This window comes from Glycocaulis sp., assembly GCF_051859565.1.
In the GTDB taxonomy this organism is placed as follows: domain Bacteria; phylum Pseudomonadota; class Alphaproteobacteria; order Caulobacterales; family Maricaulaceae; genus Glycocaulis.
Window position 1 is genome coordinate 296,647 of record NZ_JBHYFK010000004.1, and the last position, 14,159, is coordinate 310,805.

Sequence of the window (14,159 nt, forward strand, 5' to 3'; positions counted from 1 at the left end):
AGCGCGCTGCTCCGGGGCTTTTTCTTGACGCGAACGGCAGGGACTATCCCTCCCAGTTCCTCGGCAGCCAGCGCGCCGCAAGGAACATGAAGCCTGCGGCCACCAGATAGAGGCATGAACCGATCAGGATGGAGTAGCGCAGCGATTCATCGCCAAAAGTTGGCATCAGCATGGTCGACAACTCGCCCAGCACGTAGATGCCGACGCCGATCCCCAGCAGATTGTTGATCAGCAGGAAGATGGAGGAGGCCACGGTGCGCATCGACGCAGGCACAAGGTTCTGGAAGGCAGACAGCACCGGACCCAGCCAGGCCAGCGCCAGCGCATTGGGGATGATGAAGACGAAGAAGGCGATGGTGGCATTCGGCGCCAGCACGCCCACTGCATAGAAGGGCATGGTGAACAGGAAGGCGATGCCCGGAACCAGCGCATACCAGGCCTTGGACTTCTTGCCGACCCAGTCGGAGATGAAACCGCCAAGGATGATCCCGGCTGCGCCGCCGATAATGAGGAGACCGCCAAACATCCAGCCCGTGGTGACCAGGTCCAGCCCGTAGGAACGCGCCAGGAAGCTTGGCACCCAGAAGAACACGCCGTACCCCATCATGGATGAGCACGCCGCCCCGAAGGTGAGGAACCAGAAGGCGGGCTTTTTCAGCAGGACCCGGATAACGGCAAAGAAGCTGGGCTTGGCCGCCTTGGCATCCATCTTCACCGTATCAAGCTGTCCGCGCGCTGGCTCGCGCACCGTCAGGCGGAAAATCGGCGCCAAAGCAATGCCCGCAACGCCTACGATGATGAACGCCCAGCGCCAGTCCAGCCCCTCGCCGATATTGCCGCTGGCGATCTGTGCGCCTGCGATGACGCCAAACGCGCTGCCCAGCGGAATCCCAAGCGAATAGAAGGCCAGCGCGCGTGCGCGCGCCTGCGGCGGGAAATAGTCCGCGATGAGGGAGTAGGACGGGGCAACACCGCCCGCCTCACCAACGCCTACGCCGACACGGGCACCGAAGAGTTGCCAGAAATTCTGTGCCATGCCGCAAAGGGCTGTGAAGCCGCTCCAGACCCCCAGCGAGATGGTGATGATCCAGACCCGGTTGGTGCGGTCGGCCAGCCACGCGATCGGCACGCCCAGCACCGAATAGAGCAGCGCAAACGCGATACCGCCCAGAAGGCCAAGCTGGCGGTCATCCAGCCCCAGCTCCTCACGGATCGGGATGGCGAGGATGGAAATGATCTGCCGGTCGAGGAAGTTGAACGCATAGACCAGAAACAGCATGACCATCACATACCCGCGATACAGGTTGGATGGCGGTTTTGGCACGGTGGTGGCAGCGGCCACACCCGGCGCGCCCGGCAGCGTCTCACTCATGGATATCTCCCCTTGCAGTCAGGTTTGCCCGTGCTGGTCTCGCCAACATCTCTTTGGTGTATTTTGACGGGCTGATGGCAGGGCGCAAAAGAAAAACGCCGCCGGAGCTGCAAAGCATCCGGCGGCGTCATTCCAGCCGTCCCCCGGCCTGTATTCCGTCCTAGTAGCGTGCGGTGAAAACCAGACGCCAGGTACGCGGCGCACCATAGTAGACGGTGCGGATATTGCCCACTGAGGAGAAGTCCTGGCCGTCAGTGCGATAGACTTCATCGGCGAGGTTGCGGCCATAAAGACCGACAGAGTAATTGCCGTTCCGGTTAGTCCAGACCGCATTGGCGTCATAGAGCCAGTAGGCATCCTGGAACAGGCCCTCGATCTCGACATTCGAGTTTACCGGGGTGTTGTCCACCGCCAGCGCCATGCGCGAGCGATAGCGAGCCGAACCGGCAAGGCGCAGCGTGCCATGCTCGGCAAGGTCGAAATCGTAGGCCGCACCCAGGCGCGTCGTCCATTCCGGCGAGAAGGCCGGGGTCTGGAAAGCGCGGCTGCCACCGAAATTGGTGAAGCGGGCGTCTTCGAATTCACCGTACTCCGCATTCAGATAGCCGATCTGGGCGTCCAGCATCAGTTCAGGCACCGGGCTCCAGGCCAGCTCTACTTCAAAGCCGGAAATCTCGAGGCTACCGGCATTGAGCACCGTCAGCTGCGGCACCGGCAGGCCGGTCCCCGGATCGGTCACGAGGCCCGACACACGCGCCTGGAAGTCTTCATAATCGTTGTAGAAGACGGTGAAGTTGGCGCGCAGCGTGTTGTCGAGCCAGTCGGTTTTGACGCCCAGCTCATAGGAGGTGACGGTTTCCGGATTATACGGAGCCTGTTCGCCCGGATTGTTCGCACGGCCATTGAAACCGCCGGACTTGAAGCCCTGGGACACGCGGCCATAGAGCAGCACATTGTCGGACGCGCGATAGTCCAGCGACACCATCGGCGAGGTGTTGGTCCAGCTATCGCGGATCGTGAAGGCCAGAGCCGGGTCGACCGTGAGACCCGGGAAATTCGAGAAGGTCGAAGTGGTGCGGAAATAATCCTTCTGCTCGTCGGTATAACGCACACCGGCGGTCACGGAGAGACGGTCCGTCAGCGCATAGGTGGCATTCACGTAGAACGCCCAGCTGCGGGTCTCCAGATCATCGTCGATGGTGCGCAGGAAGGTAAAGCCGCCCGGCCCGGTCAGCAGGTCATCGGCAAACGCTTCCTGGTGCGAGGTGATGTTTTCCAGCATGTAGAACAGGCCGCTGACCACCGTCAGGCGCTCTGTTTCGTAGTTCAGCTGGAATTCCTGGCTGACCTGGTCCTGGTCTACCGCAACAAGCACATCGCCGGTTTCGAGCGCGGTCGCGTCGATGTCGATGTAATCTTCGTACTCCAGCTCACGGTAAGCCGTGATCGAGCGAAGCGTCAGATTGTCCGACAACTCCCAGTTCATGGTGAGCGCGGTACCCCAATGGGTCATTTCCGTGGAGTTCGGCAGGCCCGGCGTAGCCACACCCGTAAAGTCATACGCGGGAACCTGGGCCGGCACCGGGAAGATCGGCACGCCGAACAGTGTCGTCAGCGTATTGATCGGCTGGCCCATAACCAGCGCGTTGTTCTCGCGCGACCAGTCGGCATTCCAGTCGACGGTGAAGTTCGGGGCCGCATCCCAGGCCAGCGCCACACGTGCCGCCGAGGCGTTGCGGTCATTATACTCTTCGCCAGTGACGGGATTGGTGACGAAACCGTCACGGCCCGTACCAAACAGGGCGACGCTGCCGGCCAGGTTTTCGGCAAGGCCGCCGGAGACCGAAGCGCGTGCTTCCCAGAGCGAGTAATTACCAAGACCAACCTGGAACTGGCCGCGCGTCTCCTGGCTGGGACGGCGGGTGATGACGCGAAGGGCACCACCAATGGTGTTCTTGCCATAGAGCGTGCCCTGCGGGCCGCGCAGAACCTCGATGCGTTCAATGTCGAACAGGTCCAGCTGCGTGCCACGGATACGCGAGAAGTAAACATCATCGACGTAGAAGCCGACCGCCGGATCAAAGGTCTGCAGCGCATCAGGCTGGCCTACGCCGCGGATATAGATGTTAGTGGCGTTCGACGAGCCGCGCCCCTGAACGATGTTCAGGTTCGGGACCGCGCCTTGCAGGCCACTGGGGTCCGTAACGTCGATACGCTCCAGCGCGGCTTCAGAGAACGCAGACACCGCACCGGGAACGTCCTGGAGGCTTTCCTCGGTCCGGCGCGCCGTGACCACGATCACTTCGCGGTTGGCGCTGGCGCCTTGCTCCTGGGCAAAAGCCGCAGGCGTCATGAAAGCAAGCGGTGACACGCTGGCCAGTACGGCCGCAGCACCGAATGTGCGCAGTTTCGTTTTCATGGTGATCCTCCCAATCGAATCATCTGGCGCCTGATCCCTGCCAAGCGTCTCACGGCGAATTACTTTCAACGTTGAATGAAATGTCAATTGGTATCACACTCGGCGCAATCCATCTGCTGAGGAGTGAGGCTATGCGGCAACAGATTGCCATCGACGCGCGCGGCGAACCGGCTAAAAGTCGGGCCATGGCAACCCGTACCAGAACCCGCCCGCAGAACCGCCGCGGCGAAAAGACCCGCGCGGCCCTGCTGGACGCCGCAGAATCGCTCTTCGCCGAGACCGGCTTTCACGCCGTGACCGTGCGCGAAATTGCGCGCAAGGCAGGCGCCGATCCCGCGCTGGTGACGTATTATTTCGGCGGCAAGCGCGAGCTGTTCGACGAGGTGCTGCTGCGGCGCGCCACCGAGCTGAACGCCATCCGCCTGAAAGAACTCGAAGAGCTGGAGGCCAAGGCAGGCCCTGATGGCCCGACGGTGGAGGAGATCATCAACGCGTTCACTCATCCCCTGCTGGACCGCACCGCCAATGGCGGGCCAGGCTGGAAGAGCTATTTTGCGCTGATCGGCCAGATCACCAACACGCCCGAATGGGGCGCGGCGGTGATGAACAAGTATTTCGATCCCATCGTGATCCGGTTTCTCGAAGCGCTGCGTCCGAAAATCCCGGACTGCACGGAGGAAGACCTGTTCTGGAGCTATCATTTCCTGTCGGGCGTGCTGGTGCTCACCTTCGCGCAGACGGGCCGGATAGATGTGCTGTCGAAGGGCCTTTGCAAGTCATCGGACATCGCCAGCGTGCACGAGCGCATGCCCGGCTTCATCGCCGCTGGCATCTTGTACCTGCAGGAGCGCTCACGGGCGCAAAAGAATGGCGGAACTGACAACACATGAGCGGGTTTACGCAGCACTTCCATACGGCGCCTGATGGCATCAAGACCGCCTTTCGTCACTATGAGCCTGACCAGCCCAGCGGCGCCCTGCCGGTGGTCTGCCTGCACGGCCTGACCCGCAACAGCAAGGACTTCGAGGATGTCGCGCCGCGCATAGCGGCATCAGGACGCCGCGTCATTGCCATAGACGTGCGCGGGCGTGGTCTGTCAGACCGGGGCACGCCACCCGAAAGCTATAGCCCGCAGGTCTATGTCGAGGATCTGTTTGGCCTGCTCGATCAGGAAGGCATTGAGCGCTTCGTTGCCGTCGGCACCTCAATGGGCGGCATCATGACCATGATTGCGGCAGCCATGCGCCCGGACATGCTGGCAGGTGCGGTACTGAACGATATCGGGCCTGAGCTGGACCCGGCAGGCCTCAACCGCATTGCCGGTTATGTCGGGCGGGCCAAGGGGCCGATGGATAGCTGGCAGGAAGCTGCCGCAGCCGTGCGCGCCGTCAATGGCGAGGCCTTCCCCGACGAAACAGGCGAGGAATTCTGGCTGGCCTTCGCCCGGCGCACGTGCCGAGAGCTGCCGAACGGGCGCGTGGAACTCGATTACGATCCGCAAATCGCCGCACCGTTCCGCGAACCGGAAGGCGCCGCGCCGCCGGACATGTGGCCTCTGTTCGACGCTCTGTCGCTGGTGCCGGTATTGGGGATACGCGGCGAAATCAGCGATTTGCTGTCACGCGAGGTCCTGACCCGGATGGCGGATCGTCATCCGCGTTTTACCGCCGTCGAGGTGCCGCGCGTCGGTCACGCGCCGCTGCTCACCGAAGCCCCCGCCCGCGACGCGATTGACGCGTTTTTGAGAGATATCGACTGATGCGCAACGCTCTTCTCACCATTCTCGGCATACTCCTCCTGCTTGGCGTTGCCGCCATCGCGCTCTTCGCGTGGCTGACCCGCACGCCCGAACCGGCCGAGCCCCCTGCCCCATCTGCCGGCGAACGCACGGTGGAGGCCGCAGGCATGAGCTGGCGGGTACGCGAGGACGGCCCTGCAGCCGCGCCTGCCATCGTCCTGATCCACGGCTTTTCGCACTCTCTGGAAAGCTTTGACGGCTGGGCCGAGGCGCTGTCCGATGACTACCGGATCATACGTTTCGACCTGCCGGGCCACGGCGTCACCGGCCCGCATCCTGATGGCGCCTATTCCAACGGGGACACGGCTGCGCAGGTCGCCGAGCTTCTGGACGCGCTGGAGCTGGACCGCTTTGTCATTGGCGGCAGCTCGCTCGGCGGCCTCGTCTCATGGCGCTACGCGGCGGCCCACCCTGAGCGCGTGGCAGGCCTCGTTCTGGTTAGCCCCGGTGGCTATTCGATCAATAATGTCGGCGACGAGCCGGTAGAGGTACCTGTCCCGGTTCAGCTGTATCTGCGCCTCGCCCCGGATGCCGGTATCCGCATGGCCACGCAGACATTATACGGCGATCCGTCACGTCTGACCGAGGACCGTATCGCCCAGATCGGCCAGATGATGCGCCAGCCCGGCATCGGTGAAGCCCTCATCGCCCGGCTGCAGCAATTCACCCTGCCAGACCCGGAACCCCTGCTGGCCAGCATTGAGGCCCCTGCCCTCATATTATGGGGCACTGCTGACACCGTTGTTCCGGTGAGCCATGCCCCGCGCTTTGAAAGCGTCATGCCCCATGCCCGCCTTGTCACCTATGACGGCGCTGGCCACGCGCTGATGGAGGAATACCCGGTCGAGACGTCAGCCGATGTGCGGGCGTTTCTTGAGGATATTGGCTGGCAGTAAGCCTTCAGTCCTCGAACACGATCTCTGGCGCCGGGCGGTTCGCCGTCCGCGCCGTCTCCAGCATGGCGCTGGCGGCGCGCTCGAACGCTCCGGCCAGCGGCCCGTCTTCCAGCGCCACCAGCCGGCCTTCATCGCTGGCAACCCGCAAGGACGGGTGAAGCGGTATCTCGCCCAGAAACGGAACGCCCATCATCTCCGCCTCTGCGCGCACGCCGCCGCGCCCGAAAATCTCGCTTCCCTCTCCGCAATGCGGACACAGGAAGAAGCTCATATTCTCGATCATGCCGAGCACCGGGATCTCGGTACGCTCAAACAGCGCCATCGCCTTGCGCGCATCGTCCAGCGCCACGGTCTGCGGCGTGGAGACGATCACGGCGCCGCTGATTGGCACGCCTTGCGCGATGGCAAGCTGGGCATCGCCAGTGCCGGGCGGCATGTCGACGATGAGAACGTCCAGAGGGCCGTCACCGCCATCCCAGTCCACTTCGGTCAGGAACTGACGGATTGCGCCCGTCACCATCGGGCCGCGCCAGACGACCGGCTCGCGGCTCCCCACCAGAAACCCCGTCGAGACCAGCTTCACGCCGTGGGCCTGCAGAGGCTCGATACCGGCATCTGTCTTACGCAGGCCTGGCGCATCAGTGAGGCCGAAAAGGCGCGGCGCGCTGGGTCCGAACACATCGGCGTCCACCAGCCCGGTGCGCAGTCCCAGCCTGACGCATGCACCGGCCAGATTGGCCGCCACGGTGGACTTGCCGACCCCGCCCTTGCCCGAGCCAACGGCGATAATCAGCCCGGCGGGCGCTTTCGCAGGAGCAGGAGCACTGCGTTTGGTAGCAGCCGCAGGCTGGCGTTCGGTTTCCACGATGATCCTCACGCGCTCAATGCCATCCAGTGCCAGCAGAGCCGTCTCGACACGGCTGCGTACACCCGCATCATCGTCGCCGTCAGCATGCACGGGCGGAGAAAGGATGATGGTGGCTATGCCTGAGCGCACATCGAGCGCGGAAACGCGTGCGTTCACCTCGGGAAACTGCGTTTCGAGGGTCTGGCGGAGAATACGGGCTGAATCGTCCTGCATGGCCTGCTCATAAACCAGCCAGGCTCACGCTTCCACCGGAAGTGGCCGCTGTCATTAAGGTTAATTTTTCGGGATCAATTGCAACGCTCGTGCGTTTCCCCTTTCGGACCGCTGCCCGCACAGGTATGGTTAACAGCTAGTTACCGTGTGCGGGCTGAGGGGAAACGCCAGCTACGGTGTTCGGGAGGGGAGTGCGAATCAACATGTCGAGGGAGGGTGAATCCCGATATTCGCGGCGGCAGGACGACCCGGTCAGTCCTATGGTCGTGCTGTTGTCGGTCATCGTCCTGCTCGTCATCATCCTGATCGCGGGCTATGTGATGTGGCCCTGCAGCGACCGGCCGGGCAGTTTCAAGCCGTGCCAGATCGACCGTTTCCTGCTGCGCACGGCAGTCGCTGACGCGTGTTTGCGCGAGGGCCAGAGCCGCTTTGTGGACACCTCGCCGATCCGTGTCCCTTCACGCTACCGCGACCGCCGGGGCAACGCGGCGGCATTTTCCTCCCTGGGCCCAGGCACGCTGGACCGCCTCCCCCCTCACGCCGCAACGATTGTGAATGGCCGTGCGCTGCGCCAGCGCGAGATCGGCGACATTAACTGCCCCGCCGTCACTGACACCCTTATTCCAGTGGGCGCTGACAGGTTCTCCACCGCGCGCGGCATGCTTCAACCCGAAGCCGAGCTGGTGCTCTACAGGCTTCTGGTTGTGGAACGCCGCCCGATGAGCCTGCGCGACACCTACCCCTTCCTGCCTCAGCGCGACACAGCGACGATCGAGCGCATCATCCAGCTGAACACTACGTTCGGCTCGTCGCGCGGCGGCACCTACCCGCCCCGGCCCTGGTATGTGCGCTGGGATTTATGCGGCTATGACGACAATGATGATCGCCGCCCCCGCGCGGCACTGTTCATCGATCCCGAGCGGGATTCCTTCGAGTGCATGTCACGCGAGAACGCCGCACGGCTGTATGCCGAAGGCGCGCGCTACTGGCTCCTTCTGGGCGATGCAGAACTGGCCCGCAGCGATGTCCAGTGCGTCTGGGACGCCGAATTTGACGGGTTCTGCCCGGGCGGCTACCGCGACGGCTATACCTATCTGCGCCATGGGAGTTTCGAGCCGGCGCCTACCGCGCTCGATCTTGCAATGCAGAACTGGCGCCGCGCTTCTGACTGGGGCCGTATCTTCGGGGCGCAGGCCTCCCTGATGGCCCAGCGGCGGCTGCAGGCGCACACCGTGCAGTGCCAGAGTTCGCTGGACGGATCGAGCCTGCGCCGCATTTCACGCTTCGGACCGGACGGTATTGGCGAGGTTATCCGCCTGTCCTTGCGCCAGCGCGCGCTGGCTTCGCTCGGCTACCATTCAGGCGCGGTTGACGGCTATTATGGCCCGGAAACGCGCGAGGCGGTTCGCGGCTTCCAGCGCGAGCTGGGCTTTGACGAGACCGGCGCGCTCACCCCGCGCCAGACCACGCTTCTGATCTGCCATGCTGCCCAGACTGCAAGGGAAGCCAGCGTGCAGAACACGCTTGGCATCATGTATGCGACGGGTCTGGGCGTAGAGCAGAACACCGATCTGGCGCTGGAATGGCTCGAGACCGCGGCCCGGCGCAATGACCCGGATGCGTATTTCAACCTCGCCATCATCTATGGGACGGGCGCCGTACTCGGCAGCTACAATCTGTGCGGCATTATCGAGAATTTCGAGCGCGCCGAGTCCTACCTGGCCGAGGCGGCCCGGCTGGGCCATCCGGTTGCGCGCCGCTGGCGGGCGAGCCCGGAATACAACCGCCTGCCCTCCCCCCGCGCGCGCTGGCAAACCATCTCCGAGCGCATCCGCTCGGCCGCCATCGAGGGCGGAGGGTTTTTCTATCTCGAATGGGAAGACCGCAATGTACGTCTTCCCGACATTGATCTTCTACCGCCCGGCTGCCTTGAGGCCGAGCGCTTCCAGGGGGGCTGACGATGGCTTCGCAATCACTGCCGGGGCCTTTGCGCCAAACACAAGTTGAAGGATGTACGCCATGAGCCTGGTCCGGATTTCAGCCTCTCTCGTGAGCTTGTCACTGCTGGCCGCCTGCGCTGCGCCTCAGCAATCGGTCCCGGCGCGCGATATTCATGCGCTCGAAACCGCGGAGCGCATCTGCAATATCGGCAGCCTGACGCAGGAGTATAACCGCCTGCGCAACGAGGCGCGCACCGTGGTGACGCCCTCGCACTGGACGTCGAACTGGATACTCGCCCCCTGGCCGGGAAGCTATGTCGACAGCCACTCCAGCCAGTCCTCAAGCCGCACCGAGGACGTGAGTATCCGACCGCCTTTCGGCCCCTCTACGCCGACCATTGATCTGGTACGCACGTTCGAGGTCGATCTGGACGCGTCCTACCGGGCGTCCACCTCCTCCTGCCAGGCCTATGCCGCCTGCATGTATCAGAACCGCTATAATGAAGGTTATTGCCAGCGCTCGGCCGCCGACTGGCAGATCGCGCAGGAACGGTTCCAGAGCCTCTCCTACCGCCTCGCTGACGTGCGTGTGCAGATGGCCCAGATCTGCCCGGACTGCCCGCCCGCCATCATCATTCCCCGCCATCGCCATTACGGGTATGGACATGGCTATCCGCCCCGTCACTACGCGCCCTACAGGCGCGCCCGTGATTGCGAGGATTATATCGGCGGGGTGTTTACCACCAGCTCCTGCAGGCGCTACTAGCCGCCCTGCCGGGCCGTAAGGGTTGAGGGTCAGGCAGGGTACTGCACAGGTCTTGCCGGCGCTTTGACAGCCACGGCAGATATATAGGCTTGATCGCGCTTTGCCTTAGCGGCTAAACCGGCCAGTGGAGAGGTGGCCGAGTGGTCGAAGGCGCTCCCCTGCTAAGGGAGTATACGCCAAAAGCGTATCGAGGGTTCGAATCCCTTCCTCTCCGCCAGATTTCCGGACGCGCCGCACCTACAAATCGTTGATTATAATCATAATTTACAGAGATTAACTTTTCTGCTCGATCTCTGACGCCTCGATGTGCTACACATTTTGCTGCACATTTAGCGGGGCACAGCGATGAATATCACCCGGCGTGGGAGCACGTTTTATCTCGTCCGGCGGGTGCCGAGACGCTATCAGCGGGTGGAAAAGCGCGCCACGATCTGGATCAGCCTGCACACCGATTCCGAAAGCGAGGCGCAGCGCAAGGCTCCGGCCGCCTGGAGCCTGATGGAAGCGGCATGGGAAGCGCGGCTCGCCGGGGATAGCGACGATGCCGAGCGCCGCTATGAGGCAGCCCGCGATCTCGCAGCCATGCGCGGCTTTCAGTATCTGCCAGCGCAGAAGGTGGCAGCCCTGCCCCGTGAGGAACGCCTGCAGCGTATGGAAGCAGTCCTGCGCGATGGCGAGCCGGACCGGGTTGAAGCATCGGCCCTGCTTGGCGGCGTTGAACAGCCTGCCATCACGGTCAGCCGGGCGCTGGAGATGTTCTGGACGCTCGCAAGGGACCGCACCCTTGGAAAGAGCGAGGATCAGCTGCGCCGCTGGAAGAACCCGCGCATCAAGGCGGTCCGCAATTTTCTTCACGTGGTGGGCGACAAGGCGATCAGCGAGATCACGCCTGATGACGTGCTGGAATTCCGGCAATGGTGGATCGACCGGGTGGAGGCCGAAGGGCTGACCGCCAACAGCGCCAACAAGGATTTCACGCATCTGGCTGATATGCTGAAAACCGTGAACCGGATGAAGCGGCTGGGTCTGGTGCTGCCCTTTACCGATGTCGCCCTGAAAGAGGGCGAGAAGCGCACGCGCCCGCCCTTCTCGGTGGACTGGATCAGAACGCGGCTAATGGCTCCCGGCGCGCTGGACGGGCTCAACACGCAGGCGCGTTGCCTCGTGCTGGGCATGATCAACACCGGCTACCGGCCAAGCGAGGCCGCCGGGCTCTTACCTGAGCATATCCGGCTCGATACCGATATTCCCCATATCTCGATCGAGCCGGCCGGGCGTCAGCTGAAGAACGCCACCAGCAAGCGCGTCATTCCGCTGGCCGGGATTTCGCTGGAGGCATTCCGGGCCTGCCCTGACGGATTTCCGGCCTATCGCGGCAAGGACAAGATCAGCGCAACCGTGAACAAATATCTGCGCGAGAATGGCCTTCTGGAAACGCCCGCGCACAGTCTTTACGGCCTGCGTCACAGTTTCGAGGACCGGATGATCGCCGCGCACGTGGATGAGCGCGTGCGGCGTGACCTTTTCGGGCATGCCTATAACCGCGAACGCTATGGCAAGGGGGCTGATCTGAAGCATCTTCACGATGTCGTTTCCAGCGTCGCCCTATAGGCGCGCTCAAGTGCCTCCAGCTCCTCAATATCCCGCTCAAAGGCGCGGAATATCGGCAGATAGACCGGATCCTCGTGCACCAGCTTTGCTGCCGCGATATGGGCGCGTTTCACACGGGCAAGCTCGCTCAAACCCTGCGCCGGTAAAGCTCCTCGTCCACTACTAGCCTGGCCGGAGTGTTGCGGCGCCGAACAGACAGGCTTGGCCCCTGGCGGGGCGCAAGTGCGGTTCATATCCCGCCCTCCGGCCAGACCCTTTTTCCCGCGAGGCGCGCTCGCAATTCGAGAGGGTTTTGAGGGCCGGAGCCGATGCGTTCAGCGGGCATGCGCACACGGGTTCTGTCAGGGCGGACGAGGGCACATTCGCGGGTTGAGCCGAGCGCAGTATTCACCCGCGCCATGCTGACGGCGATCCAGTTGTGCGGGTCCATCGGATCAGCGCGCTGGGTGATCAGACAGAAGACTGTGCCCATGGCCGTGACGGCGCAGAGCACGGCCATGGGGCGGAGAATCTGGCGCGGCATGCGCGCTGTGCGGCTGAAAACCTGGCCGCCGCGAAGCCCTGAAAAATGGCCAGAAGAGATGTCGTGACGGCTCATTATGCGCCCTCCCCGTCGATCCATTTTTCAGGATTGAGGGCGCTGATCGCGGTACACAATTCGAGCGGCGTGAGGACGTTATCGGCGCCCATTCTCACGGCCGCCTGAACCACATCTTTCTTGTGAGAATAGGGCCAGTTTTCGACTTGGGCGACGATAAGTGCGAAGCTCAGCCAGCGCAAGGTTTTGAGCATTTCCCGGCGTTCGGACGCGCCATTTAGATGCTCTCGAATAGCGGTTCGGATCAGCTCTGGCCGGGAAGTGGCCAGCCCTGACAGAACCCCATAATCAAGCTGCTGAAGAAGATCGGGATCGATACGAAAGCGCACTCTGGGCGCGCTATCAAGGTCGGGGAGATAAGTCATATTGCCACCCTTACTGGTTATGTAAGGACAGCGGGACTTGAGACGACTTCATTCAAGCATAGGGATTGCCGGGGCGCAACTCATGGAGAAGTGAGGCTTTGACCAAGAGACGGGGGCCGCAAGCGGCCCTAGGGGTGGCCGGGACCGGCCCAAGGGTGGGCGATAAGCGGCCCACCATAACTCATTGATATAAAAGACGTTCAGACAATCGGCCAATTCGGGCCAAATGGCGTTGTCGCTTGGGCCCAGATGTCCCACCGCGTCTATGCCATTGTAATTGCGAGTATAATTCGTCTTGCGCAGCCAGACGGCACGGTGTGCATACTGTGTGATAAAAAACCAATGCGCTGATGCGCGGGCGGCAAAGCCGCCCGTACCGGCTAACAGTCGCAAAGGGGAAACAGGGCCAATTCGTCTGAACCGTTGTCACGATACTGCCAGTCGCGAAGAGTGGATCGGTACGCATAGCGACCAACCTCTCCGCCTGGACGGGCAGCTCGAAATGACTGGACGTGGCGGGAAAGTGATCGAGAGCCGGAAGAGGCTGCGTTGTCGCGCTCGACAAACCGAAAACCCGTGACAGAAAAAATGGGCCGGAACAGGCACCAGAAAGCCCCACGCTTCGCGCGAGAAACGTAGAGGCGAAAGCGCTCGGTCATATCGCAAAAAATAGCCCGGCATGGCCGGGTTTGCAGGATAAATGGATAGAGGAAACGGGGACGGAGAAGACCGCGAAAGTGGGTGCGAGCGGCGCGAAAAGGATCGTCACCCGCATGGGCCAAGACCCGGCAGGGCCGCGGCTTGGTGGAGCGTAGCGGAATAGGGCCTGGCCGGTCGTCAGGCCGGTTCGCCCAATTCCTAATTCATCTGTAAATCACACCAGTTTCCAGCAAGCTCGACGGCTCAATCGGCTATCGGATCGTGCTCACAATCGGTGGGTAAGAGATCCATCATGCTTGCCGGATTCCGACACCGTAAGCCGCAAGCGACCGGCGATAATCTGCGCACACAAGCTCCGATGGCGCTGCACCGGCATACGAGATCAATGCGGACAAGCGAGGAGGCAAGCGGACTTACAGGGGCATCATACGGCCCTGCCCTTCCCTTGACGACGACACGGAATACAGTCAGCCGGAATTACGCGGGTTGCCACCCAAAAGCGGGAACCGGGAGCATGGCCACAGGCGGCGGTCACGCATGATGCGCGATGGTAGGCCACCAAATGGAACGGATCGGGATTTCGGGGCGGTCTCGAACGGGCGTAGCCATTGCGAGAATGACCATCCCGGCCCGAAACCCAGAAAAGAGATACA

12 protein-coding genes and 1 tRNA gene are annotated in these 14,159 nt (G+C 62.7%); 7 read left to right on the top strand and 6 right to left on the bottom strand.

Going from position 1 to position 14,159, the window contains the following annotated elements:
* Nucleotides 1–43: 43 nt before the first annotated feature.
* Together ACTIGC_RS08040 and ACTIGC_RS08045 are read right to left on the bottom strand one after the other, a co-directional pair.
* Nucleotides 44–1,372 carry a spinster family MFS transporter gene (locus ACTIGC_RS08040; protein WP_439633898.1) on the bottom strand — a complete coding sequence of 443 codons (1,329 nt, stop codon included), beginning with the start codon at nucleotides 1,370–1,372 and terminating at the stop codon, nucleotides 44–46.
* A 160-nt stretch (nucleotides 1,373–1,532) separates the two neighbouring features.
* Entirely contained in the window at nucleotides 1,533–3,791 is a 2,259-nt protein-coding gene (locus ACTIGC_RS08045) for a TonB-dependent receptor (RefSeq protein ID WP_439633899.1), read from the bottom strand.
* 131 nt (nucleotides 3,792–3,922) lie between these two features.
* Here ACTIGC_RS08045 and ACTIGC_RS08050 point away from each other — a divergent pair, with 131 nt between their 5' ends.
* Genes ACTIGC_RS08050 through ACTIGC_RS08060 form a run of 3 tightly spaced genes read left to right on the top strand, consistent with a single transcriptional unit; the run spans nucleotide 3,923 to nucleotide 6,485 of the window.
* Nucleotides 3,923–4,681 (top strand): TetR/AcrR family transcriptional regulator, encoded by a 759-nt coding sequence (locus ACTIGC_RS08050; RefSeq protein ID WP_439633900.1) that lies wholly within the window; start codon nucleotides 3,923–3,925, stop codon nucleotides 4,679–4,681.
* A complete protein-coding gene (locus ACTIGC_RS08055; protein ID WP_439633901.1) occupies nucleotides 4,678–5,550 on the top strand; it encodes an alpha/beta fold hydrolase in 873 nt (290 codons plus the stop codon). Before ACTIGC_RS08050 ends, ACTIGC_RS08055 begins: the two co-directional genes overlap by 4 nt.
* Nucleotides 5,550–6,485 (top strand): alpha/beta fold hydrolase, encoded by a 936-nt coding sequence (locus tag ACTIGC_RS08060; protein ID WP_439633902.1) that lies wholly within the window; start codon nucleotides 5,550–5,552, stop codon nucleotides 6,483–6,485. Before ACTIGC_RS08055 ends, ACTIGC_RS08060 begins: the two co-directional genes overlap by 1 nt.
* Before the next feature lie 4 nt (nucleotides 6,486–6,489).
* Here ACTIGC_RS08060 and ACTIGC_RS08065 read toward each other — a convergent pair whose 3' ends face one another.
* Nucleotides 6,490–7,566, bottom strand: coding sequence for an Mrp/NBP35 family ATP-binding protein (locus ACTIGC_RS08065; RefSeq protein WP_439633903.1), 1,077 nt, complete (start codon nucleotides 7,564–7,566; stop codon nucleotides 6,490–6,492).
* A gap of 260 nt (nucleotides 7,567–7,826) precedes the next feature.
* Between ACTIGC_RS08065 and ACTIGC_RS08070 the strand changes: the two genes are divergently transcribed.
* From ACTIGC_RS08070 to ACTIGC_RS08085, 4 genes are all read left to right on the top strand, one after another.
* Nucleotides 7,827–9,524 (top strand): tetratricopeptide repeat protein, encoded by a 1,698-nt coding sequence (locus tag ACTIGC_RS08070; protein WP_439633904.1) that lies wholly within the window; start codon nucleotides 7,827–7,829, stop codon nucleotides 9,522–9,524.
* Between the two features lie 61 nt (nucleotides 9,525–9,585).
* Nucleotides 9,586–10,272 (top strand): hypothetical protein, encoded by a 687-nt coding sequence (locus tag ACTIGC_RS08075; protein WP_439633905.1) that lies wholly within the window; start codon nucleotides 9,586–9,588, stop codon nucleotides 10,270–10,272.
* Between the two features lie 126 nt (nucleotides 10,273–10,398).
* Nucleotides 10,399–10,489, top strand: a tRNA-Ser gene (locus ACTIGC_RS08080).
* Between the two features lie 128 nt (nucleotides 10,490–10,617).
* Nucleotides 10,618–11,883, top strand: coding sequence for a DUF6538 domain-containing protein (locus ACTIGC_RS08085; protein WP_439633906.1), 1,266 nt, complete (start codon nucleotides 10,618–10,620; stop codon nucleotides 11,881–11,883).
* Here ACTIGC_RS08085 and ACTIGC_RS08090 read toward each other — a convergent pair.
* The 3 genes from ACTIGC_RS08090 to ACTIGC_RS08100 form a co-directional block, all read right to left on the bottom strand.
* Nucleotides 11,853–12,014, bottom strand: a complete 162-nt coding sequence (locus ACTIGC_RS08090) for a hypothetical protein (RefSeq protein ID WP_439633907.1) — start codon at nucleotides 12,012–12,014, stop codon at nucleotides 11,853–11,855. The two genes, ACTIGC_RS08085 and ACTIGC_RS08090, sit on opposite strands and share 31 nt — an antisense overlap.
* A 98-nt stretch (nucleotides 12,015–12,112) precedes the next feature.
* A complete protein-coding gene (locus ACTIGC_RS08095; RefSeq protein WP_439633908.1) occupies nucleotides 12,113–12,481 on the bottom strand; it encodes a hypothetical protein in 369 nt (122 codons plus the stop codon).
* On the bottom strand, nucleotides 12,481–12,846 hold the full coding sequence (locus tag ACTIGC_RS08100; RefSeq protein WP_439633909.1) for a ribbon-helix-helix domain-containing protein: 366 nt from the start codon (nucleotides 12,844–12,846) through the stop codon (nucleotides 12,481–12,483). The genes ACTIGC_RS08095 and ACTIGC_RS08100 overlap by 1 nt, the downstream gene beginning before the upstream one ends.
* Nucleotides 12,847–14,159 lie beyond the last annotated feature (1,313 nt).